Below are 22,129 nucleotides of genomic sequence, written 5' to 3' on the forward strand. Positions count from 1 at the left end.
TTAAAATTAGGTATATTTTTAATATATAGAGGTAAATAAATGATGAAAAAAATAATTACAGAATTAATAAATAGCTTAACAGATGATCAATTTTTAGAATTTTATGAAAAAATAAAACAACAAGCAGACTTAATTAAAAAACAAAAACGTTTAAATGAAATTGATCAAAAATTTAGAGATAAAGGCATTATATGTCCTAATTGCAAATCTTTTCATTGTGTTAAAAATGGTCATAATTCCGAAGGAAAACAAAAATATTTATGTAAAAAATGTCGTGCTAGTTTTGATGCATTTCGTCATCATTTTACTTATTGAAGTCATTTAAATTATGAACAGTGAAATTTATTAATTCAAATTTCATTGTTAGGACAATCTAGTAAAATAATTTCTCGTTTTATTAAAACAACCCCAAAAACCGCTTGATATAATCGACAAAAATTAATGCAATCAAAACAATTAGAAAATACACAGTTAAAATTTAAAAAATTAAATGGTCAAATCCAAATGGATGAAACATTTATTAAAGAAATTCATAAAGGCAATTTTAAAGATAAATTTGATAAACGAAAAACTCATCTCGATCCATTTTCAACTGATACCAAATGCTGTATTCAAATGGCAGTTGATAGCAATAATAATATTTTTGTTCAATCCACCAATACCAAAAGATTACAAAAACAATGGATTATTGAAAATATGAATAAGCAACTAATTAAAGAAAAATCAATAATTATTTCTGATATGCAACCACTATATTTATTAGTAGCAAAACAAACAAATTCTACTCTATATTCCACCAAAACTAGTACAAACCCTGATACTAGTTATCAAAAGTTAAATAAGATTAGTAAATTACAATCCAGTCTTAAAGAAGCCTTAATTCATTATCATGGTTTGGGTTTCACTAATATTCAAAATTATTTAAAGCTCTGAAAATGAAAATACCAACACAAAGGTTTAACACCAAACCAACAATCAACGGTATTATATTTTAACGTTTAAAAAATTTAAAGCAAAATCATAATCTTACACAAAATTAGTTTTCAAATTGTCATATTGATGATTTTTTTTATTTCATCAAGAGTTTTCGACAAAATTAAAGGTTATTTACTAGAAATACCTGAAATTAATGGATAAAATAAAAGATACAGAACCCAATAACCCCCGATCCTAAAATTACTCATAACGGATTAACTTTTTTATACTTTAGAAAAATGAAAACAGCTAAACTAAAATCAACAATAAAATAAACACTTACTTTAACAATTTCAACCCAATTACCTGTAATAAAACTATAGGGGCCTGTTTTTGCAGTTCCCCCATATAAATTAAAATTAGCAACTGAAAAAATCAAATCAATAATTAAATAAAATAGAATTGCAATAATAGCTGGTTTTAATAATTTTGCAATGTACCCAAATTGTTTGCTTTCCATTGAAACATGTTTATCAACGCTAACCATAATAATTGTTGCTGGCAAGGTAATCACAACATAAGATATAATCAGTACTAATAGTGATAGCCCAACGTTTTGTTTTGAAACTAAAATTGATAAATAAGCCGTTAAATGAGTAGATACTGGTCCTGTAGTTACTGATGAAAAAATTAATCCTCAATTTCAGTCTTGCACAGTAACTAATTCATTTGCAACTGTTGGCGTTAAAATTAGCGTAAATAACGAATTAAAAATAACATAAAAAACTTGTCCACCACCAAAAGTAGTAATTCCGACTAAAAAACAAATAATAATATAAAGAATAATATTTAATACCATTATTTTTGTCCTCTTTGTGGTCTATTTTTATAACTATAAACAATTAAACTAATTATCAACATTACAATAACAACAATTGATGGAATATTATAAGGAGCTGGAACCGCCACTAAAAAAATAATTTAAAAAATCATAATTGGTAAAGAAACAAATAATGTAATTTCTTTCATCGAAGAACGAAACATTTTAATAATTAAAACAAAAATTAAAGCTAAAATAACGGGCATAATGGCTAATGATATGTATGCCAAATATAACTCAGGAATAGCATTTTGCAAAATAACAGTCAAAGCTCCAACTAATAACATTAGAGGAAAATTAGCTCACAAAGAAGCTGCTAATGCCCCCTGTCACCCGTAAAGTTGATAACCAATCACAGCAGGAACTTGAATTGTTGCTGGTCCTGGCAAAGCATTTGATAAAATAACAATTTTATCAAAATATTCTGCACTAATTCATCCTTTCTTTTCAACAATTTCAGAAAAAATAATTGGTAGCATCGCATTCCCGCCACCAAAACCAATAAAAGCAATCTTAATAAACATTAAAACAATTGTTCAAAATAAATGTGGTTGTAAAATATTTAACTTTTGATAGTTAACTTTATTATTCTTTTGTAATGTTTTAATTTGTGTTTTAACTTCACTTTTATTAGCATTGGTATTACTCTTTTTTAAGTTTGTTATTGTCATAAGATTTAAATTAATTATTGTTTTTACTTCTAGAATCTGTTCAGTAAAAAAATGATTTGCATTTAAATAATAGCGATGAAGTTCTTGTTGATACTCTTTCTTAAGGTTTTTTCTTTTTTTTCGTCACCCTTGTTCTTTTGCTGCTATTAATTTTGTTTTTTTGATAACATAATAATCTTTTCGCATTTGTTCATTAGTTTTTATGTGATGACGTTTTGTTTGAACCATTTCTGCAAATGATTGCAAATCTGACGGAATTTTCATATGGGGGGCCTCCTATTTTAAATAATGACTATTTTGTAAATCAAGAATAATTTGGTGACAAACATCCTTAAATTGTTCATAATGGAATGGGTATCAATGAACATTTGTTAATTGATGTTTAAATCATGTTATTTGTTTCTTTGCATAAATTTTATTAGCTTGTACCATTGCTGCTAATGCTGCTTTATAAGAAATTTCTCCTTTTAAATACTGGATAATTTCTGGACAACCAATAATTTTCATACTTTGTTTTGTTACATCATAATTACAATATTCATATGCTGCTTTAACCTCAGCAAATAAACCTCGTTCTGTCAAGGTTAAAACACGATCAGCAAGATGCTGATATAGTTCTGCTTTATCGGGCAATAACCCAATAATGTATGGCTCAGTATACCAATCATTATGTGCTTGATCATTGCTTGATTTTAAAGTTCCTTTTTGAAAGTAATACTCTAATGCGCGTCAAACTCGTTTCCGATTATTAGGATGAATTTTAGCACTTTCTTGTGGATCAATTGCTGCTAATTTTTCTCATAAGACTTGATTTGAATCTTGTTCATATTCTTTTGCTTTTGTTAAATCACGACCTTGATTAGAAAATTTATATTTTTTTAATAAAGCATTAATATATAAGCCACTACCACCAACAACAATTGGCAATTTGTCTTTTGCTCAGAGTTGTTTTAACACAACTCGTCCTTGTTCTTGGTAAGTACTAATGGAATAATTATCATTTAAATCAATTGTTGATAATAAATGATGGGGAATTCCTGCTTGTTCAGCGGGTGTTATTTTATTTGTTGCAAGATTCAACCCATTGAAAATTTGCGTTGCATCAGCATTAACACATTCTCCCTTAAATTGTTGGGCAACTTGAATTGATAAATCTGTTTTACCACTTGCTGTTGGTCCAACAATTAAAATAACTTTTTTTTCACCAGTCAAACCTCCCTAATCTCATTATAAATATAACTAATTTTTAATGAATAATCTACTTTTTCAAATGAAAAAACTAACAACAAGTGTTAGTTTCTTTTTGCTTTTAAATAACTCTGAACCGCTTTAAGTGCTTGGGTGTAGAGTTATTGATTTATATAGCGGTTAATAACCCCAAACACACCTTAACGTTATAATAAACGTAGAAAACTGTCCTTGCGGACAATTATATTTTATCATATATTTTATTTCTTTTAACCAAAACGTCCCTTTAATTTTGTCGAAAACTCTTGATGAAATAAAAAAAATCATCAATATGACAATTTGAAAACTAATTTTGTGTAAGATTATGATTTTGCTTTAAATTTTTTAAACGTTAAAATATAATACCGTTGATTGTTGGTTTGGTGTTAAACCTTTGTGTTGGTATTTTCATTTTCAGAGCTTTAAATAATTTTGAATATTAGTGAAACCCAAACCATGATAATGAATTAAGGCTTCTTTAAGACTGGATTGTAATTTACTAATCTTATTTAACTTTTGATAACTAGTATCAGGGTTTGTACTAGTTTTGGTGGAATATAGAGTAGAATTTGTTTGTTTTGCTACTAATAAATATAGTGGTTGCATATCAGAAATAATTATTGATTTTTCTTTAATTAGTTGCTTATTCATATTTTCAATAATCCATTGTTTTTGTAATCTTTTGGTATTGGTGGATTGAACAAAAATATTATTATTGCTATCAACTGCCATTTGAATACAGCATTTGGTATCAGTTGAAAATGGATCGAGATGAGTTTTTCGTTTATCAAATTTATCTTTAAAATTGCCTTTATGAATTTCTTTAATAAATGTTTCATCCATTTGGATTTGACCATTTAATTTTTTAAATTTTAACTGTGTATTTTCTAATTGTTTTGATTGCATTAATTTTTGTCGATTATATCAAGCGGTTTTTGGGGTTGTTTTAATAAAACGAGAAATTATTTTACTAGATTGTCCTAACAATGAAATTTGAATTAATAAATTTCACTGTTCATAATTTAAATGACTTCAATAAGTAAAATGATGACGAAATGCATCAAAACTAGCACGACATTTTTTACATAAATATTTTTGTTTTCCTTCGGAATTATGACCATTTTTAACACAATGAAAAGATTTGCAATTAGGACATATAATGCCTTTATCTCTAAATTTTTGATCAATTTCATTTAAACGTTTTTGTTTTTTAATTAAGTCTGCTTGTTGTTTTATTTTTTCATAAAATTCTAAAAATTGATCATCTGTTAAGCTATTTATTAATTCTGTAATTATTTTTTTCATCATTTATTTACCTCTATATATTAAAAATATACCTAATTTTAAGTATATTTTATAAATATCAAGAGTTTTCGACAAAATTAAAGTAAATAACTATTAAATTATTAGAATTTTTTGATATAATATAAAATGTCAAAACTTAAAAACTATTTTATATTTAACTAGATATGACTACAGTAATATTTTTTACTTACAAAAATTATATTTAATAATAATTTTATTAATAGACTATTTTTAATAAGGGGAAAATAATGAATAAGAATTACTATAAGATATTAGAAATATCATCAACTGCTTCTGCTGAAGAAATAAAAGAAAATTTTCGTCGTTTAGCAAAAAAATATCATCCAGATATTTCGAAAGAGAAAAATGCTGAAAACAAGTTTCGCGAAATTACTGAAGCATATGAAATTTTATCAAATCATAAAACAAAACAAGAGTATGATGAAAGTTTATTTGTTCCTAGTTTTGATGATGTAAAACATCATTATTTTTTTGATTTTGATGATAAAGCTTGATTAAAAAAACGCTTTAAAAAACCAAAAAAAAGGACCATTACTAGTTGGAAAAGTTGTTTTAAAAGCAGCTAATGTTATTAGTTCGGGGAAAGCTAATGTTACTTTATTAGTCGAAGAAAATTGCAAAATTTGTGATGGAACAGGGTATTACCTTGAAAATGATTTTGATTATTTCTGTTCGACTTGTGGTGGTTTTGGTCGGTATGAAGAACAAAAAATAATTGTTGTTTACTTACCAAGTTTATCAAAGCCAAAGCAAAAAGTAACAATTCACCGTGTTGGCCATACTGGCTATGCTGGTGGTGAACGGGGGGCGTTCGGTTAAAGTTAGTTCTTTACTATCCTTTGTTCATAAAAAGCAAAAATAACAAAAAAACGAACAAATTGTTCGTTTTCTTTTAGTATAATGATAATAATGGATTTAAGAAAAGGAAGAACGATGAAATTTATTGATGTTGCAACAATTAAATTATTTGCAGGGAAAGGCGGCGATGGAGCGGTTTCTTTTCATCGTGAATTGTATGTTCCCAAAGGAGGACCATCGGGTGGTGATGGTGGTAATGGCGGTAGCATTATCTTTGTTGGGGATGAAGGAATCAACACCTTATTAGATTTAAAGTATCAACGTGAAATTAAAGCTCTTGATGGCGAAAATGGTACAATTAAAAATATGCACGGAAAAAATGCTACTAACAAATATATTAAAGTACCATTGGGAACATTAATCTATAATAATGGAACCAATGAAGTTATTGGCGATATTGTTGCTCATCAGCAAGAGCTTGTTCTTGCGAAAGGGGGACAAGGTGGTCGTGGTAATGCTCGTTTTGCGAATGCAAAAAATAAAGCACCAACCATTTTTGAAGCAGGTGATTTAGGGGAAACATTAGAAATTCGTTGTGAATTAAAAGTTTTAGCTGATGTTGGACTTGTTGGATTACCAAATGCTGGTAAGTCGACATTATTAGCTAAAATTTCAAAAGCAAAACCCCAAATTGCTGATTATCCCTTTACAACTTTAACACCGCAACTAGGAGTTGTTCGTGATCAAAATAATGATAGTTTTGTTGTTGCCGACTTACCAGGATTAATTGCGGGCGCTGCGGAGGGAAAAGGGTTAGGACATGACTTTTTACGCCATATTGAGCGTTGTAAATTAATTGTGCATGTCTTAGATATGTCCGGAAATTATGGAACAGAAGATGTTTATCAAAATTATTTAAACATTAAAAGTGAATTAAAAGATTATAATTATAAATTAGAACTCCGCAAAGAAATTATTGTGGCAAATAAAATGGACCTTAAAATTTCTCCAGCAAATTTAGTAAAGTTTAAAGCGCAGATGCCAAGTGCTGAGATTATTGAGATTAGTGGTTTAAAAAATCAAAATTTAACATTGTTAGTAAATCAAATTGGTGCTACTTTAGCAACAATTAATGAAAATAAAGCTTTATGACAATTAGATGAACTACCCACAGAACAAGAAGATTATAAGGTATATACTTATAGGACACCAATTGAAACAGAAGTAGTTGTCGATAATCTTGGCAATGGTGTTTGAAAAGTGAGTGGTCCTGCTGTTCAAAAAGCATATCAAAAAACACCAATCACAACATATGATAATTTATTATTATTTAATAAAAAATTACAAGACTTAAAAGTTTTTGAAATGTTACGAGCAAAAGGAGCACAACAAGGGGATGTTGTTCTAATTTTTGATTACGAATTAGAATGGGATGGATAATGATGAAAGATTTAAAACAATATTTAACATATTTAACTGATTGAATCAAATCAGAAGTAACAAAAGCACATTGTGATGGGGTTGTTATTGGTCTATCTGGTGGAATTGATTCTGCTGTGGTTGGGTTATTAGGACAAAAAGCTTTTCCTGAACAACATTTAACGGTTATTATGCCTTGTCATTCTGATCAATTTGACCAAGAATGTGCAAATTTACTAATTAATAAACACCAGTTAAACCATCAAATTGTTGATTTATCATCAACATATGATCAATTAGTGACAACTTTAGCATTACCACCACACCAATTAGCATTAAGTAACATTAAACCACGATTACGAATGACAACCTTATATGCTTTAGCACAAAGTCATAACTACTTGGTGTTAGGAACGGATAATGCTGATGAATGACATGTTGGTTATTTTACCAAATATGGTGATGGGGGAGTTGATTTAGTGCCACTTATTCACTTGTTGAAAGGTGAAGTCCAACAAGCAGCACATTTATTGGAGGTTCCAACTGAAATTATTATGCGTCCCCCAACAGCGGGATTATGAACAGCACAAACAGATGAACAAGAAATAAGTGTTAGTTATCACCAGTTAGATGCTTATTTACAAGGAAAACCAGTTCCAGCCGCGGCAGCAAACCGAATTCAACATTTGCATCAAGGTTCAGAACATAAACGGCAATTACCAAAAGCACCACCAGTTGTTTTTAGTTCTTTAATTAACGAATCAAAAAAGTAAAAATTATGAAAGCATAAACATAATGAAATATTTTTATTCCATTACTAACATTAAAAATGGTAAACTTTTGCCTCTTGTTTTACGAACCTTTTTAGAGTATAATATATAATAGTGAAAGTGTGTATAATTTTAAGGAGTAATATAAAATGGACGATAAATTAATTGTAGATAATACCGATTTTTTATTAAAATTTACACTTGAAAATTTAGATATTTTAAAGAAGTTAAAAACTAAACTTGATCAAGAAGTAATTAATTTATATGATCTTGCAAATCAAAAGAAACAGTCAATTCAACATTTATGATGAAAAACAAAGAATAATCATAATAAGATTAAAAATCGTAGTGAGCTTGAAAATTTAATTCAACATTCATTATTAGAAAAATATGTTACAGGAATTTTAACGCGTTTTGAATTTCGAATTGACACAATTGTTCGACAATATAATCCAAAAGAAAAATATGTCAGTGTTGTTAATCCAGCAGAAGTAAATGCTAAAAATTTGTATTTAAAAATTAAAGAGCCACAACGTTATTCAACAAAAGAAATGTTAGAGTTATAAGAGTTATTAAAAGAAGTTAATGCTCCTTTGGTTAAATTAGTTAAACAATATAATGAAAATCTTGCGCAAATTAATGCAAGTAAGGTTTTAGTTGAAAAAATAAGATTAGAGGAAGTCACAAATGAATATATTGATTTTTTCTTATTAGATAATGAAGGTTAAAATTTTTTATTAATTTTTATTTGTTTTTCTTTTTTTAACCTGTGAATTATTCGTGGTTTTGTTATAATAAAAATATAGAAACGAGGCGAATATAATGGAATACAAAGTTCGTAGCAAAAACATTATTATTACTGATGCAATGCATCAGCATTTAATGGATACTTTTAATAAATTATTAAAATATCAGCAAGTTAATGAAAATGATCTTGTTCATGTTGATATTGAGTTTACCAAAGAGAACAATGTTGTCATTAATACTTCAATTGATATTAGAGGGAAAAACAATTTCTTAAAAGTAGAAGTTCATAATAGTGATTTTTATAAAGCAGTTGACCAAGCTTTACATAAAATTGAAGAACAGTTACGAAAAATTAAAGGCAAAAGAGAAGACCGCCATAATAAAAATCAAGCCCTCGGAAAAGTCTATGCAACATCACTTGAAGCTGAAGCGGACCAAGAAGAGGAATTTAGTTAAGCTAAAATAAAAAAAGGTTAACCAACATTGGTTAACCTTTTTTTATTTATTACTGTTTAGTAGTAGTAGTTGTATTATTTGTGGCGTTTGCTTTATTAACCCGAATTGCACCAATTCCTTCTAATAATCAAATTAAAGCCCCAATTACAGCAACTAATTCACCAACAACAATTACTCAAGTTGAAATTTCTTTTGTTGAAGTGATAATTGCACCGATCATACCAATAATTGCAATTGTGATAAAAACAATTCCAGCAATTAATTTACCAATTTTGTGACGAACAAAGGTTGCGACACAAATAAACAAGAAAGCGGTAATTAAAATAATTGCGCCATTATCTCCAGTGTTATTGTGAACAAAGAGTCTTGTGTCAACTTTAACATTTGGAAATGAGTTTAAAATTGCTAAAATAAACAATCATAATCCAGAAATTCAAATCATTACTTTTTGGAAAGTAACATTAACCTTAATTGTTGCATATTTTAATTTTGCCATAATTTTTTCCCTCCTTAACCATATCAATAGATATATTATAACTTAGTTTTAATAATATTATTAATAAATTAAATAATTCGTAAAATATCGTTTGCTTTAATATTCAAGAATTTAATCATTCCCGGTGCTAAACAATAGACAAAATAACATTCTGAAAAATAATGACTCATTTTTTGTGAACCAAAATTTTGAATTGTTGAAATAACTTCAAAGTTTTTATTACAAAAAATAACATCAAGTTGATAAAAAATCCCAAAACTATTAAATCTGCGCACGTTTCGTAGTAAATAACCATCTTTCATTGTAATATCTTTTGGTTGAATTAAACTAGTAAATTTATCGCGTCAAGATTTAATAATATGAACATCAACATCTCGGGAAATACTATTGACTGTCAATGTTTTACGATCTTTTAATAAATAATATTTTTTATTTCGTTTATGTTTCGTACGATGAAATTTATAAATTAAATTTGAAAAAATTCCCATAATTACACCTTTTTCTTTTTTCTTAACAATTATATAAAATTATATTATAATTACCAAGAGAAAGGGGTGTTATTATGAAATTTGCATTGTTTTTAGCAACTGGTTTTGAAGAAGGTGAAGCAATTATTACCGCTGATGTATTACGTCGTGGTGGGATTAACTTGGAATTAGTTAGTATCATGAAAAAACGAGAAGTTGTTTCAGCGCATAATGTTACAATTGTAGCAGATAAATTAATTGAGGATGTTAAATATGAAGATTATGATGGGTTTGTCTTGCCTGGCGGTCGGGTTGGTGTTGATAATCTTACAAAAAGTGAAATGTTAAAAGACTGATTATTAAAAGCAAATAGTGATCAAAAAACAATTGCCGCGGTGTGTGCTGCTCCCCAAATTTTAGGGCATTTAGGAATCTTGGACAACAGAGAAGCAACAAGTTATCCAGGATGTACGAAAGGAATGGAAAAAGCAATTTACAATGATGAAATGGCAGCAATTACTGATGGTCACGTTATTACAGGGGCTTCGGTTGGATCAACAATGAATTTTGCGTTGGCAATTGCTGATCGGGTATTAGGACCAGAAAAAGTGATGGAATTACATCACGAATTAGTCATTAGGGATTAAAATTATCTTGCAAATAATTTGCAAGATAATTTTAATTTAGCAAATAATTTGTTAAATAAAAAGAGTAAAATAAAAATACCTCAAAGGAACATAAGTAATTTAAAATTAATTGTTAACAACTCTTGGATCCGTTTGTAGTAACTTAGCTATTAACTCCCTTTGTCCAAAAAAGAGGTTTTTAACTTAATTGAGGTAGACAGGGTGTTTGTTATTTTTTAATAACAAAAAATATTTTTAACTGATAATGACAAAAAATGTTATTATAAATTTTGAAAAATAAAACTAAAAGATATTAATGGGATTAATTAGATAAAAACTTTAAAAAATAGGAGGACTAATATGAAGAGAATATTAGCTCTTTTAGGAGCAATATCGTTGGTGGGGACAAGCGCCGTTTCAGTTGTTGCTTGTAGTCACCCTCAAGATCAGAATGTGTCAGTTGATGACATTAAAAAACAATTAGAACAATATACTGATACACCATTTTTTGCTTCTTCATCAGAAATAACAAACGATAAATTAGCATCAGAAGTAGCTAGTAAAATAACATTAGGAAGTTACAAGTTAGTCGTTAAAGCTGATCCGACATTTGTGCAACCAAAAATTTCTGATGGCAATGCTCTATCAGCAGCAACCATTAACGAGTTTAAAACACAATTAGCACTAACCGCAGCAGAAGGAAAATTAGTTGTGAATAATGGAAATGCAATTGTTAGTTTGGAGAAAAAATCAACTGAACTATTTAGTGTTAAAATTAAGTGATCAACAAATGAATTACTGTTTTTAGCAAGCATCATTAATAAAATTAATGATGTGGGGGGGGATACAACTCAAAGTATTAAATTTCCACTACCACCAATTATGCCGGGATTAGATATTAATCTTGCTGATTTATATAGTTATCTTGGCTTAATTGAATTGCCAGCAGAATTAATCAATAGTATTGATTTATCACAAATAAATACCCCCGATTTTGTTACTAAGTTTAATGATGTTTTAAAAAAGATTAGCGATATATTGTCAGTTCTTGGTCTTGATGATTTCTTAACAAAAGACTTACCGTTTTCTTTTCAAGTAGTAAAACCCACTAAAGAGAACAAAACTGATATTACCATAAAAGGAACTGGAACTGTTAATGATTTATTGCATAATATTGCTCCAGATGTTATTGCATTATTACAATGATACCTTAAAGAAGGCAAAGAAAGAATTGGAACAACTCATAATACTGTTTTACCATTAATTCAATATTTATTGTCACCAGTTAATAAAAATGTTCAAGAAAATATTAAAACTGAATTTGGTGAAACTAACTGATTCTATGAAAATACAGCAACAAATTTTGATAGTTTGATGTTTCATTTACTTAGTGGGTATAAAGGAGAACCAACGAAAGCTGATAATCAGTATATTTTTAAAGTTGTTGGAAAAGTAGTTTTGAAGTTATTTTTCGAATTTACTATAGAAATTGATGATGTTTTTGATCAAAGTCTTGTTGGTGATAAAGGTCATTCTGGTTCTTTTGAAAAAACATTTGTTTATTTAAGCTTAAATCCAACCTTATTAATTGCAAGTATTTTAAATGTTTTTAGTCAAAATGAAGGAAAAGGGATTGATGCTGTTGGGAAAAGTATTTTACAACCAAAAACGTGAAAAGGAATTAATTCACTGATAAAACACAATATTCCAGCAATTAATGTTTATTTAGGGCCAAGTATTATGAGTTTTGCTGGACCAACGATTTTACGTAATTTAGGTTTAAGCAATACTGAAATAGATAACAATAACATTACAATGACTGCCGGAACAGTTAAGTTATCACTTAAAAATAAAAATAATCAGTGAGAGGATTTTAAAGCAACTTTTAAAGAAGGTGATAAGCAACCTGATTTAACGCAAATTCTTAATGCAACTGATATAAAAATTAGTTTTATGAATGTTAAATTTAAAGTTACTCCAAAAAATAATGATAAAATTGCTTACGAAACAAATGGAAATATCAATTTTGATTTATGATTATCGGACTTGATGAATTAAGATATTAAGAAAAAGTATTTTAAATTTATCTTTGTTACATATATAAATACTTCAAAATAGAGTATTAAAAATTCTGATTTGAAAGCATAGTTAACTATGCTTTCAAATCATTTTTATTTTAAAATACAAAATTAAGGACAATAATTCCTATAATAATTTAGGGGTGCTTGCTTTTTTTAATTATAATTAGTGATATAGGAAAAATATGATAAAAAACTTAGCAACAAATAAATATATTAATAAGGAGACATAAAAAATGAAAAAAATATTAGCCTTATTAGGAACCTGCTCATTGTTAACGGCAGGAGTAACAACCGTTGTTAGTTGTGCATCTAAGCCGAATGTTGACCCTAGTGATGATGATAATGATATTAGAAAAGATTTAGATTTGTTATTAAAGATTATGAATGAAGCTCATGAAGTATTTTTAAATTATGCACTTGAGAATAATTTTAAAACAGTTTTTGATGAGGTTAATCGATTAATTGCCAATAAATACTCAAACTATTATGTTAATTCAATGCCGTTTGCTTTTAAGACGAGTCCTTCAAATTTAAAAGTAAATTACGTTGATGTAGCAGCATTACAAAAATTAACTACAGAACCAATTAAGGATTTAAAAGCAGTTGTGGTAAATTATAGTTTTGGTTATACTGGTTCATTCAAAACATTAACTAATCCAGCAAGATTTAATATTAAATATGTTACTACAAATAATCCCAATTTAATTAAAACTTTAATGCTTGATTTAACGAATAAAATTGGAAAAGTTTTAATTGATTTTATTAATCAAAATCCAGAAATTACGATTGACCAAAATCCCGCTTTTAAAGAAACATATGATATGTTTAATGTTTATTATGCACAAGATGCAGTCTTAATTAATAAGGATATGCTAGGTTTCTTAGATGTGATGTTTAAAAAGAATGATGTAACAAAAGAAATAATGGAAGTCGTTAATTATGATTCTAAGCAAGATATTTTAGATTTACAACGAGGAACAATAAATGGTGATAATAGTATTAACATGAATGTTCCAGATTGACGAACAAAATATCAAACTCCCGCGGCATGAGCGGGGCAAGTATCACTATCTTTATCCATTCCTTTTCTTTTTCCAGCTATCAAAATGTCTTGGCAAGGTCAACCGCCAATTATTATATCAACCTCTTCTTTTTGTAAATTATTAACATCTATTTTAGTAATATCACCTAAATTAGGGGTTTCATAATCATTAAAAATTGCTCTATAACTATTTTCTGCATATTTATCAATTTCACTAAATCATATAGTTTTATGTGAAATATTTGCAAATTCTAGTGCTTTTCTTGGGGCTCCAATTCCAGCAAATAATTCTATTATTTTAAGCACAACTTACTTTTCACTTTTTTAGAAAATTAAAACATTTATAGTGTAGCGTAATACTATATTTATTTACTATATTTCCACTTTAATTTTGTCGAAAACTCTTGATGAAATAAAAAAAATCATCAATATGACAATTTGAAAACTAATTTTGTGTAAGATTATGATTTTGCTTTAAATTTTTTAAACGTTAAAATATAATACCGTTGATTGTTGGTTTGGTGTTAAACCTTTGTGTTGGTATTTTCATTTTCAGAGCTTTAAATAATTTTGAATATTAGTGAAACCCAAACCATGATAATGAATTAAGGCTTCTTTAAGACTGGATTGTAATTTACTAATCTTATTTAACTTTTGATAACTAGTATCAGGGTTTGTGCTAGTTTTGGTGGAATATAGAGTAGAATTTGTTTGTTTTGCTACTAATAAATATAGTGGTTGCATATCAGAAATAATTATTGATTTTTCTTTAATTAGTTGCTTATTCATATTTTCAATAATCCATTGTTTTTGTAATCTTTTGGTATTGGTGGATTGAACAAAAATATTATTATTGCTATCAACTGCCATTTGAATACAGCATTTGGTATCAGTTGAAAATGGATCGAGATGAGTTTTTCGTTTATCAAATTTATCTTTAAAATTGCCTTTATGAATTTCTTTAATAAATGTTTCATCCATTTGGATTTGACCATTTAATTTTTTAAATTTTAACTGTGTATTTTCTAATTGTTTTGATTGCATTAATTTTTGTCGATTATATCAAGCGGTTTTTGGGGTTGTTTTAATAAAACGAGAAATTATTTTACTAGATTGTCCTAACAATGAAATTTGAATTAATAAATTTCACTGTTCATAATTTAAATGACTTCAATAAGTAAAATGATGACGAAATGCATCAAAACTAGCACGACATTTTTTACATAAATATTTTTGTTTTCCTTCGGAATTATGACCATTTTTAACACAATGAAAAGATTTGCAATTAGGACATATAATGCCTTTATCTCTAAATTTTTGATCAATTTCATTTAAACGTTTTTGTTTTTTAATTAAGTCTGCTTGTTGTTTTATTTTTTCATAAAATTCTAAAAATTGATCATCTGTTAAGCTATTTATTAATTCTGTAATTATTTTTTTCATCATTTATTTACCTCTATATATTAAAAATATACCTAATTTTAGGTATATTTTATAAATATCAAGAGTTTTCGACAAAATTAAAGTATTTCCATGATTAATATTTTTATTACAAAAATTACATTTAATTTTGCTATTCATACTTATCATCCTCATCTATAAATTTATATATTTTTAGTTTCTGATTCTTAGAGGTTTTTTTCTTTGTTTTAGCAATAACCTTAGCTATATATCTTTTTTTAAATTGATAATTTTTATTTGATGAATCAATTCCAAACAAAAAACATATTATTTCTTCATAAGTATCAAAAGTTCCCAAGTGATTATCATCTCAATCATAAATTGCAAAAAAATAATTCTTTAATCTCATATTATTTTTCCTTCTTCTGTATCAAATAAATTTTCTTCTTCAGAATTGGTAAAACTAGTTTTATTGTTATCAATAACTTCTTTTTTATTTAAAACTGATAAATTTTCTGCTTGATTATTGTAGCTTTTAATATTATTTTTTGCTCTAACCTCTATTGCATTCTTCAATTCTATGCCAACAATATATCCTAATATCCTTTTTGCACCATTTTCCATAATAAATTCTTCATACTTTTGACTTGGAAATAACCCCAATTTTAATTGATTTGAATATTTTGCATTATAAATAAGTTGCTTAGGAATTAATATGCTACCACCTGGTGTAATTGGACTAATTATATTTCTACAAGTTAACGTATAAAATTCAATTGATCTAATATAATTTTTGTTTAAATATACATAAACCAATTTTTCTTTATAAATATTAACACCACCAATCTAACAGTTTTGCCCTGAACAAGGTGCTAAACCTGTTAAACAACTAGTTATTTAACCAATTATTTAACTTATTACTTAACGTGTTAATAAACTAGTTAATTAACTTGTTGTTATTAATTAAAATTGCACAATGAAAAACATTTGTTGCATTTTTATTACCACAACAAATTAATATTTAGTTATTAACAAGCTTGCAATTTAACAAATAAAAAAGATTTACTTTTTCAGTAAATCCGTATCTTTGTTACTCACCCGCAAAAAGAAGGTATAAAAAATATGCAAAACGATATTCGTTATATATATGATGAAATGTGCGATAAGTGTAAAGTAACTTTTAAAAAAATTATTTTAGCAATTCGAAATGATAGCACAAAAGATGTTAATAATTTAGCACTATTTTTTTGCGAAGTAAATCCAAATACTGAAATCCAAGATGATCATGGTGTAATGCCAATTGCCTTAATTAATTGTGTTAATAATAAATATGCTTTTTTTTGAAAAACTAATTTATTAGATCATAAAGGAAACCCAAAGATTCCAATTATTGATCATACCGTTGAATTATCACAAGAGACAATTAATAAAATCCCTTTACGTAGTCGCCCTTCAACAACAAGCCTTCCTAGTGAGAACCCTGTAGTTCCTAATGAAGAACCAGTTAATGCTCCAGCACCGGTTGCCTCATCATTTATTCCATTTGAACAACAGAACAATATCCCAAATAATGGATTAGAGTACAACGAAACAGAACAATCATTTTCAGCTGAAATTGAAACACCAAATGATGATAATGGTAATGATAATAAAGATCGTAATAATTTAATTGTTGCAACTGAACCAGCAGGGGGTGAAACTGTTGCTTTAGTTAAACAAATGCAAAAAAATCAAATGATGACAATGCGAAAAATGGTTCATGTAATTAATCAAAAATTCCAATGAAAAATTTGAACATTAATTATTGTGTTAGTGCTTTCATTAACAGGATTTGGTATTGGGGCTTGACAACTATATCGTCATTTCAGCAACGGAGCAACAAGTACTGGTGATGGTAATATTGGTAATCGCGTTAATATTACCTTATTAGGTGGGGATTTAATCCGCCAAGTTATTACAATTGAGGATCGCAATAGTCCTGGTGATTTGTATAGTGCTTTATTAACATTAGAAGTTGGTTCAAAAAATGATGGTAAGTTAGAACCGCAATTATTAGAAGCAATTAAAGATCCTAACACAACAATAAGTTTTAATTCTGATCGTTTTCAAGAAGACTGAGAAGCTTATGCAGCCACAATTGTTATTAATGCTGATAAAGCATCAGGCTTTTATGGAATTACTAATATTGATGTGCAAGCAAAATCAAAACGAATTGATATTAATCGTTTATCAAAAAATTTAAGAGGAACAGAAATCGCAATTAATAGTAATAATTCACGAGAAATTTTAAGAGCCGTTTTAGCAAATGCTACCATTACTGGACAATTATCTGCAGCACAGAACAAATTATTAAAAGATGCTCAAGATTTAGCAAATCGTTTGCTATTACGAATTGATGGCAGTGTTAGTAAGGGTGGACCAGCAACAGATATTGATTTAATAGTTACAAGTAATGGTTCTAAGGATTATAAAAATACAGCAATCTTTAACTTAACAGTAAAATGATCATAACTAACAAAATATTAAAACTCATTTATTATGAGTTTTTTTATTTTAAGAAAGGATTTTTCTTATTAATAAAGTTAATTTAACATAGGAGATTATAATATTTATGATTTTATCTGTGGCACTATTTATCAATTTAATGATAATGTCCTTTGCTTAGAACAAAATAATTATGGATATGAAATTTATTTAGTTACAAACAAAAGAATTAGTTTTAAAAAGGCTGCTCAAATTAAAATGTATACTTTTTTAAAATATGATAATGATGCTTGTTTTCAGTGATTTGGGTTTTTAGATTTAGCAACGAAGAAAATTTTTGGTGATTTATTAACGATTCCAACAATTGGTGTCAAAACGGCAGTTAAAGTATTACAACAAATTAGTGTTGAAAATTTATTAATGTTTGTGCAACAAAATAATATTGCTGAAATCGAGAAATTACAAGGATTAAAAACCCATAGTGTTCGGCTATTATTACAAACTTTACAAAAGATTTATTTTAAAAAAAATTATAATAATCTTCAAAATAAAGTAATTAGTTGTTTAAAAGAATTGGGTTATTCGTTGGTGGTTATTTATTCTGCAATTAATAGTGTTAACCCAGTTCCGACTAAACTTGATCAATATTTAAAAATAGTTTTATTTAAAATTAGTCAGAATGACACCGTTTAATTTTCGTCCGGTTGATTTTGAAAGTTATATTGGTCAAGCAAATATAAAATGAATTTAAAAATCATGTTAGCAGCTAGTCAAAAGCAGCAACAACCATTAAAACATATGTTATTTGTTGGTAATAGTGGAATTGGAAAAACTAGTTTAGCCCATTTAATTAAAACTTTGTTACAGCAAAAACTATTACTTTTACATGGCCCAAATTTACAAAAAACAAGTGATTTAATTAGTTGCCTAATGCAAGTAAAAGCATTTAATTTAGTTTTCATTGATGAAATTCATGCAATTAGTCGTGAAGTTGGAGAAATTTTATATCCTGTTTTAGATGATAATTGTTTAAATTTACTGTTGGGAAAAAACTATAATACAAAACATGTTGTTTTACCGTTGCCATCTTTTACCTTGTTAGCAGCAACGACATTACTATATCAAGTACCACAGCCATTATTAAATCGTTTTTCAACAGTTTTTCATTTTAATTAATACACTAATGATGATATGCAACAAATTTTAAATAACTTGTTCTTAAAAGTAGAAATAAAATTATCATTAAAAGAATTAACTTTTTTCTTTAATTTTGTCGAAAACTCTTGATATTTATAAAATATACCTAAAATTAGGTATATTTTTAATATATAGAGGTAAATAAATGATGAAAAAAATAATTACAGAATTAATAAATAGCTTAACAGATGATCAATTTTTAGAATTTTATGAAAAAATAAAACAACAAGCAGACTTAATTAAAAAACAAAAACGTTTAAATGAAATTGATCAAAAATTTAGAGATAAAGGCATTATATGTCCTAATTGCAAATCTTTTCATTGTGTTAAAAATGGTCATAATTCCGAAGGAAAACAAAAATATTTATGTAAAAAATGTCGTGCTAGTTTTGATGCATTTCGTCATCATTTTACTTATTGAAGTCATTTAAATTATGAACAGTGAAATTTATTAATTCAAATTTCATTGTTAGGACAATCTAGTAAAATAATTTCTCGTTTTATTAAAACAACCCCAAAAACCGCTTGATATAATCGACAAAAATTAATGCAATCAAAACAATTAGAAAATACACAGTTAAAATTTAAAAAATTAAATGGTCAAATCCAAATGGATGAAACATTTATTAAAGAAATTCATAAAGGCAATTTTAAAGATAAATTTGATAAACGAAAAACTCATCTCGATCCATTTTCAACTGATACCAAATGCTGTATTCAAATGGCGGTTGATAGCAATAATAATATTTTTGTTCAATCCACCAATACCAAAAGATTACAAAAACAATGGATTATTGAAAATATGAATAAGCAACTAATTAAAGAAAAATCAATAATTATTTCTGATATGCAACCACTATATTTATTAGTAGCAAAACAAACAAATTCTACTCTATATTCCACCAAAACTAGTACAAACCCTGATACTAGTTATCAAAAGTTAAATAAGATTAGTAAATTACAATCCAGTCTTAAAGAAGCCTTAATTCATTATCATGGTTTGGGTTTCACTAATATTCAAAATTATTTAAAGCTCTGAAAATGAAAATACCAACACAAAGGTTTAACACCAAACCAACAATCAACGGTATTATATTTTAACGTTTAAAAAATTTAAAGCAAAATCATAATCTTACACAAAATTAGTTTTCAAATTGTCATATTGATGATTTTTTTTATTTCATCAAGAGTTTTCGACAAAATTAAAGACTTTTTTAGCCAGCTATAGTAGTAATAATCCGCGCACAGCGGTAAAATTATTTCATCGAATTTATGACTATTTCTTAGCTACGCCACAACCAGTAAGTTTAAATTTTTTACAAGAAATTTTAACTAATTTGCAGATTTATCAAGATGGTTTAGAATGAGGGGAGGTAAATTACTTAAAACAAATTTATCTTCTCTTTCAAACCCAACCAGTTTGGTTAAATACCTTAAGCCAAGTTTTATCTGAACCATTATTAACAGTCACAAATAATTTTGAACCATTTTTGTTAAAAAAAGGTTACTTATTAAAAACATCTCGTGGTCGAGTTTTGACAAATAAAGCAGTAGAATTTTTAAAAAATATTACATAATTCTTTAATTTTGTCGAAAACTCTTGATATTTATAAAATATACCTAAAATTAGGTATATTTTTAATATATGGAGGTAAATAAATGATGAAAAAAATAATTACATAATTAATAAATAGCTTAACAGATGATCAATTTTTAGAATTTTATGAAAAAATAAAACAACAAGCAGACTTAATTAAAAAACAAAAACGTTTAAATGAAATTGATCAAAAATTTAGAGATAAAGGCATTATATGTCCTAATTGCAAATCTTTTCATTGTGTTAAAAATGGTCATAATTCCGAAGGAAAACAAAAATATTTATGTAAAAAATGTCGTGCTAGTTTTGATGCATTTCGTCATCATTTTACTTATTGAAGTCATTTAAATTATGAACAGTGAAATTTATTAATTCAAATTTCATTGTTAGGACAATCTAGTAAAATAATTTCTCGTTTTATTAAAACAACCCCAAAAACCGCTTGATATAATCGACAAAAATTAATGCAATCAAAACAATTAGAAAATACACAGTTAAAATTTAAAAAATTAAATGGTCAAATCCAAATGGATGAAACATTTATTAAAGAAATTCATAAAGGCAATTTTAAAGATAAATTTGATAAACGAAAAACTCATCTCGATCCATTTTCAACTGATACCAAATGCTGTATTCAAATGGCAGTTGATAGCAATAATAATATTTTTGTTCAATCCACCAATACCAAAAGATTACAAAAACAATGGATTATTGAAAATATGAATAAGCAACTAATTAAAGAAAAATCAATAATTATTTCTGATATGCAACCACTATATTTATTAGTAGCAAAACAAACAAATTCTACTCTATATTCCACCAAAACTAGTACAAACCCTGATACTAGTTATCAAAAGTTAAATAAGATTAGTAAATTACAATCCAGTCTTAAAGAAGCCTTAATTCATTATCATGGTTTGGGTTTCACTAATATTCAAAATTATTTAAAGCTCTGAAAATGAAAATACCAACACAAAGGTTTAACACCAAACCAACAATCAACGGTATTATATTTTAACGTTTAAAAAATTTAAAGCAAAATCATAATCTTACACAAAATTAGTTTTCAAATTGTCATATTGATGATTTTTTTTATTTCATCAAGAGTTTTCGACAAAATTAAAGACATAATTTACTTAATTTTTTTGAGAAGTCGGTTATAATAATAATTGGAACTAAGGTAAGGTGTAAAAATGAGCCACAATCATAAAAAGGAACAAGAACAAATTATCAATTATGCCTGGAAAATGATTAGTTTAAAAGCGGTTGATTTAAAATTATCTAATCCAAATATTACAGAACAAGATGTTGCCGATTATTTAATAAAAATAATTTTAGTCGATAAGGCAATTGTTGATGTTAGTGAAATAGCTTATTATATTTTTAATATCAAGATTAATCGGATGATTGAATTTATGAATAATCAAAAAATTACTGCGACTGATTTATCCTTAGAAGATTTTAAAGATATGTTTATTAAATAATAAAATTAAACAATGAATAGTGTACAATTTATAGAGAAAAGTTTT

At 27.0% G+C, this 22,129-nt stretch carries 26 protein-coding genes and 1 pseudogene; 17 read left to right on the plus strand and 10 right to left on the minus strand.

Going from position 1 to position 22,129, the window contains the following annotated elements:
- Window positions 1-39 precede the first annotated feature (39 nt).
- Window positions 40-1,002, plus strand: a complete 963-nt coding sequence (locus AACK91_RS09245; protein ID WP_338963247.1) for an IS1/IS1595 family N-terminal zinc-binding domain-containing protein — start codon at window positions 40-42, stop codon at window positions 1,000-1,002.
- 124 nt (window positions 1,003-1,126) lie between these two features.
- Here AACK91_RS09245 and AACK91_RS09250 read toward each other — a convergent pair whose 3' ends face one another.
- The 4 genes from AACK91_RS09250 to AACK91_RS09265 form a co-directional block, all read right to left on the minus strand.
- Window positions 1,127-1,774, minus strand: coding sequence for a chromate transporter (locus tag AACK91_RS09250; RefSeq protein WP_338966089.1), 648 nt, complete (start codon window positions 1,772-1,774; stop codon window positions 1,127-1,129).
- Window positions 1,775-1,896: 122 nt separating this feature from the next.
- The gene (locus tag AACK91_RS09255; protein ID WP_338966091.1) at window positions 1,897-2,730 is read right to left on the minus strand and encodes a chromate transporter; all 834 of its coding nucleotides are present in this window, start codon (window positions 2,728-2,730) and stop codon (window positions 1,897-1,899) included.
- 12 nt (window positions 2,731-2,742) lie between these two features.
- Entirely contained in the window at window positions 2,743-3,678 is a 936-nt protein-coding gene (gene miaA / locus AACK91_RS09260; RefSeq protein WP_338966093.1) for a tRNA (adenosine(37)-N6)-dimethylallyltransferase MiaA, read from the minus strand.
- Between the two features lie 360 nt (window positions 3,679-4,038).
- Window positions 4,039-5,001 (minus strand): IS1/IS1595 family N-terminal zinc-binding domain-containing protein, encoded by a 963-nt coding sequence (locus tag AACK91_RS09265; protein WP_338963247.1) that lies wholly within the window; start codon window positions 4,999-5,001, stop codon window positions 4,039-4,041.
- A gap of 245 nt (window positions 5,002-5,246) precedes the next feature.
- Here AACK91_RS09265 and AACK91_RS09270 point away from each other — a divergent pair, with 245 nt between their 5' ends.
- The 6 genes from AACK91_RS09270 (at window position 5,247) to hpf (ending at window position 9,209) form a co-directional block, all read left to right on the plus strand.
- On the plus strand, window positions 5,247-5,585 hold the full coding sequence (locus AACK91_RS09270; protein ID WP_338966096.1) for a DnaJ domain-containing protein: 339 nt from the start codon (window positions 5,247-5,249) through the stop codon (window positions 5,583-5,585).
- A 367-nt stretch (window positions 5,586-5,952) separates the two neighbouring features.
- Entirely contained in the window at window positions 5,953-7,257 is a 1,305-nt protein-coding gene (gene obgE / locus AACK91_RS09275) for a GTPase ObgE (RefSeq protein WP_338966098.1), read from the plus strand.
- On the plus strand, window positions 7,257-8,009 hold the full coding sequence (gene nadE, locus AACK91_RS09280; protein ID WP_338966101.1) for an NAD(+) synthase: 753 nt from the start codon (window positions 7,257-7,259) through the stop codon (window positions 8,007-8,009). Before obgE ends, nadE begins: the two co-directional genes overlap by 1 nt.
- A 146-nt stretch (window positions 8,010-8,155) precedes the next feature.
- Window positions 8,156-8,572 carry a hypothetical protein gene (locus tag AACK91_RS09285; protein WP_338966104.1) on the plus strand — a complete coding sequence of 139 codons (417 nt, stop codon included), beginning with the start codon at window positions 8,156-8,158 and terminating at the stop codon, window positions 8,570-8,572.
- A 27-nt stretch (window positions 8,573-8,599) separates the two neighbouring features.
- A complete protein-coding gene (locus tag AACK91_RS09290; RefSeq protein ID WP_255516867.1) occupies window positions 8,600-8,734 on the plus strand; it encodes a hypothetical protein in 135 nt (44 codons plus the stop codon).
- A gap of 94 nt (window positions 8,735-8,828) precedes the next feature.
- Entirely contained in the window at window positions 8,829-9,209 is a 381-nt protein-coding gene (gene hpf, locus AACK91_RS09295) for a ribosome hibernation-promoting factor, HPF/YfiA family (RefSeq protein ID WP_338966112.1), read from the plus strand.
- Window positions 9,210-9,258: 49 nt separating this feature from the next.
- On the opposite strand, the gene AACK91_RS09300 is transcribed toward hpf, so the two are convergent.
- A complete protein-coding gene (locus tag AACK91_RS09300) occupies window positions 9,259-9,705 on the minus strand; it encodes a hypothetical protein (RefSeq protein ID WP_127092665.1) in 447 nt (148 codons plus the stop codon).
- Between the two features lie 68 nt (window positions 9,706-9,773).
- Entirely contained in the window at window positions 9,774-10,193 is a 420-nt protein-coding gene (locus tag AACK91_RS09305) for a hypothetical protein (RefSeq protein WP_338966117.1), read from the minus strand.
- 74 nt (window positions 10,194-10,267) lie between these two features.
- Between AACK91_RS09305 and AACK91_RS09310 the strand changes: the two genes are divergently transcribed.
- Both AACK91_RS09310 and AACK91_RS09315 read left to right on the plus strand, forming a co-directional pair.
- Window positions 10,268-10,819 (plus strand): DJ-1 family glyoxalase III, encoded by a 552-nt coding sequence (locus tag AACK91_RS09310; protein ID WP_338966119.1) that lies wholly within the window; start codon window positions 10,268-10,270, stop codon window positions 10,817-10,819.
- A gap of 339 nt (window positions 10,820-11,158) precedes the next feature.
- The gene (locus tag AACK91_RS09315) at window positions 11,159-12,856 is read left to right on the plus strand and encodes a lipoprotein (RefSeq protein ID WP_338966122.1); all 1,698 of its coding nucleotides are present in this window, start codon (window positions 11,159-11,161) and stop codon (window positions 12,854-12,856) included.
- 960 nt (window positions 12,857-13,816) lie between these two features.
- On the opposite strand, the gene AACK91_RS11630 is transcribed toward AACK91_RS09315, so the two are convergent.
- The 4 genes from AACK91_RS11630 to AACK91_RS09335 form a co-directional block, all read right to left on the minus strand.
- The gene (locus AACK91_RS11630) at window positions 13,817-14,227 is read right to left on the minus strand and encodes a DNA cytosine methyltransferase (RefSeq protein WP_419335181.1); all 411 of its coding nucleotides are present in this window, start codon (window positions 14,225-14,227) and stop codon (window positions 13,817-13,819) included.
- Between the two features lie 177 nt (window positions 14,228-14,404).
- Complete coding sequence (locus AACK91_RS09325; RefSeq protein WP_338963247.1) at window positions 14,405-15,367, minus strand: IS1/IS1595 family N-terminal zinc-binding domain-containing protein; 963 nt, start codon at window positions 15,365-15,367, stop codon at window positions 14,405-14,407.
- 127 nt (window positions 15,368-15,494) lie between these two features.
- Window positions 15,495-15,731: a hypothetical protein gene (locus AACK91_RS09330; RefSeq protein WP_338966127.1), complete on the minus strand. Its 237-nt coding sequence runs from the start codon at window positions 15,729-15,731 to the stop codon at window positions 15,495-15,497.
- The gene (locus AACK91_RS09335; RefSeq protein WP_338966130.1) at window positions 15,722-15,946 is read right to left on the minus strand and encodes a hypothetical protein; all 225 of its coding nucleotides are present in this window, start codon (window positions 15,944-15,946) and stop codon (window positions 15,722-15,724) included. Before AACK91_RS09335 ends, AACK91_RS09330 begins: the two co-directional genes overlap by 10 nt.
- A 498-nt stretch (window positions 15,947-16,444) precedes the next feature.
- On the opposite strand from AACK91_RS09335, the gene AACK91_RS09340 reads away from it, so the two are divergent.
- From AACK91_RS09340 to AACK91_RS09370, 8 genes and pseudogenes are all read left to right on the plus strand, one after another.
- Window positions 16,445-17,833 (plus strand): hypothetical protein, encoded by a 1,389-nt coding sequence (locus AACK91_RS09340; RefSeq protein WP_338966132.1) that lies wholly within the window; start codon window positions 16,445-16,447, stop codon window positions 17,831-17,833.
- Window positions 17,834-18,064: 231 nt separating this feature from the next.
- Window positions 18,065-18,499 carry a Holliday junction DNA helicase RuvA gene (locus AACK91_RS09345; protein ID WP_338966135.1) on the plus strand — a complete coding sequence of 145 codons (435 nt, stop codon included), beginning with the start codon at window positions 18,065-18,067 and terminating at the stop codon, window positions 18,497-18,499.
- Between the two features lie 48 nt (window positions 18,500-18,547).
- Complete coding sequence (locus AACK91_RS09350) at window positions 18,548-18,982, plus strand: AAA family ATPase (protein ID WP_338966136.1); 435 nt, start codon at window positions 18,548-18,550, stop codon at window positions 18,980-18,982.
- Window positions 18,983-19,148: 166 nt separating this feature from the next.
- Window positions 19,149-20,111, plus strand: coding sequence for an IS1/IS1595 family N-terminal zinc-binding domain-containing protein (locus tag AACK91_RS09355; RefSeq protein WP_338963247.1), 963 nt, complete (start codon window positions 19,149-19,151; stop codon window positions 20,109-20,111).
- Window positions 20,112-20,157: 46 nt separating this feature from the next.
- The gene (locus AACK91_RS09360; protein ID WP_338966137.1) at window positions 20,158-20,580 is read left to right on the plus strand and encodes a Holliday junction DNA helicase RuvB C-terminal domain-containing protein; all 423 of its coding nucleotides are present in this window, start codon (window positions 20,158-20,160) and stop codon (window positions 20,578-20,580) included.
- 232 nt (window positions 20,581-20,812) lie between these two features.
- Window positions 20,813-20,896 (plus strand): annotated as a pseudogene (locus AACK91_RS11635) (transposase-like zinc-binding domain-containing protein); the annotation flags it as partial.
- An 87-nt stretch (window positions 20,897-20,983) separates the two neighbouring features.
- Entirely contained in the window at window positions 20,984-21,625 is a 642-nt protein-coding gene (locus AACK91_RS09365; protein ID WP_338963553.1) for a transposase, read from the plus strand.
- A 168-nt stretch (window positions 21,626-21,793) separates the two neighbouring features.
- A complete protein-coding gene (locus tag AACK91_RS09370; RefSeq protein WP_338966139.1) occupies window positions 21,794-22,084 on the plus strand; it encodes a hypothetical protein in 291 nt (96 codons plus the stop codon).
- Window positions 22,085-22,129: the final 45 nt, after the last annotated feature.

The organism is Spiroplasma endosymbiont of Sarcophaga carnaria (genome assembly GCF_964019595.1).
In the GTDB taxonomy this organism is placed as follows: domain Bacteria; phylum Bacillota_I; class Bacilli_A; order Mycoplasmatales; family Mycoplasmataceae; genus Spiroplasma; species Spiroplasma poulsonii.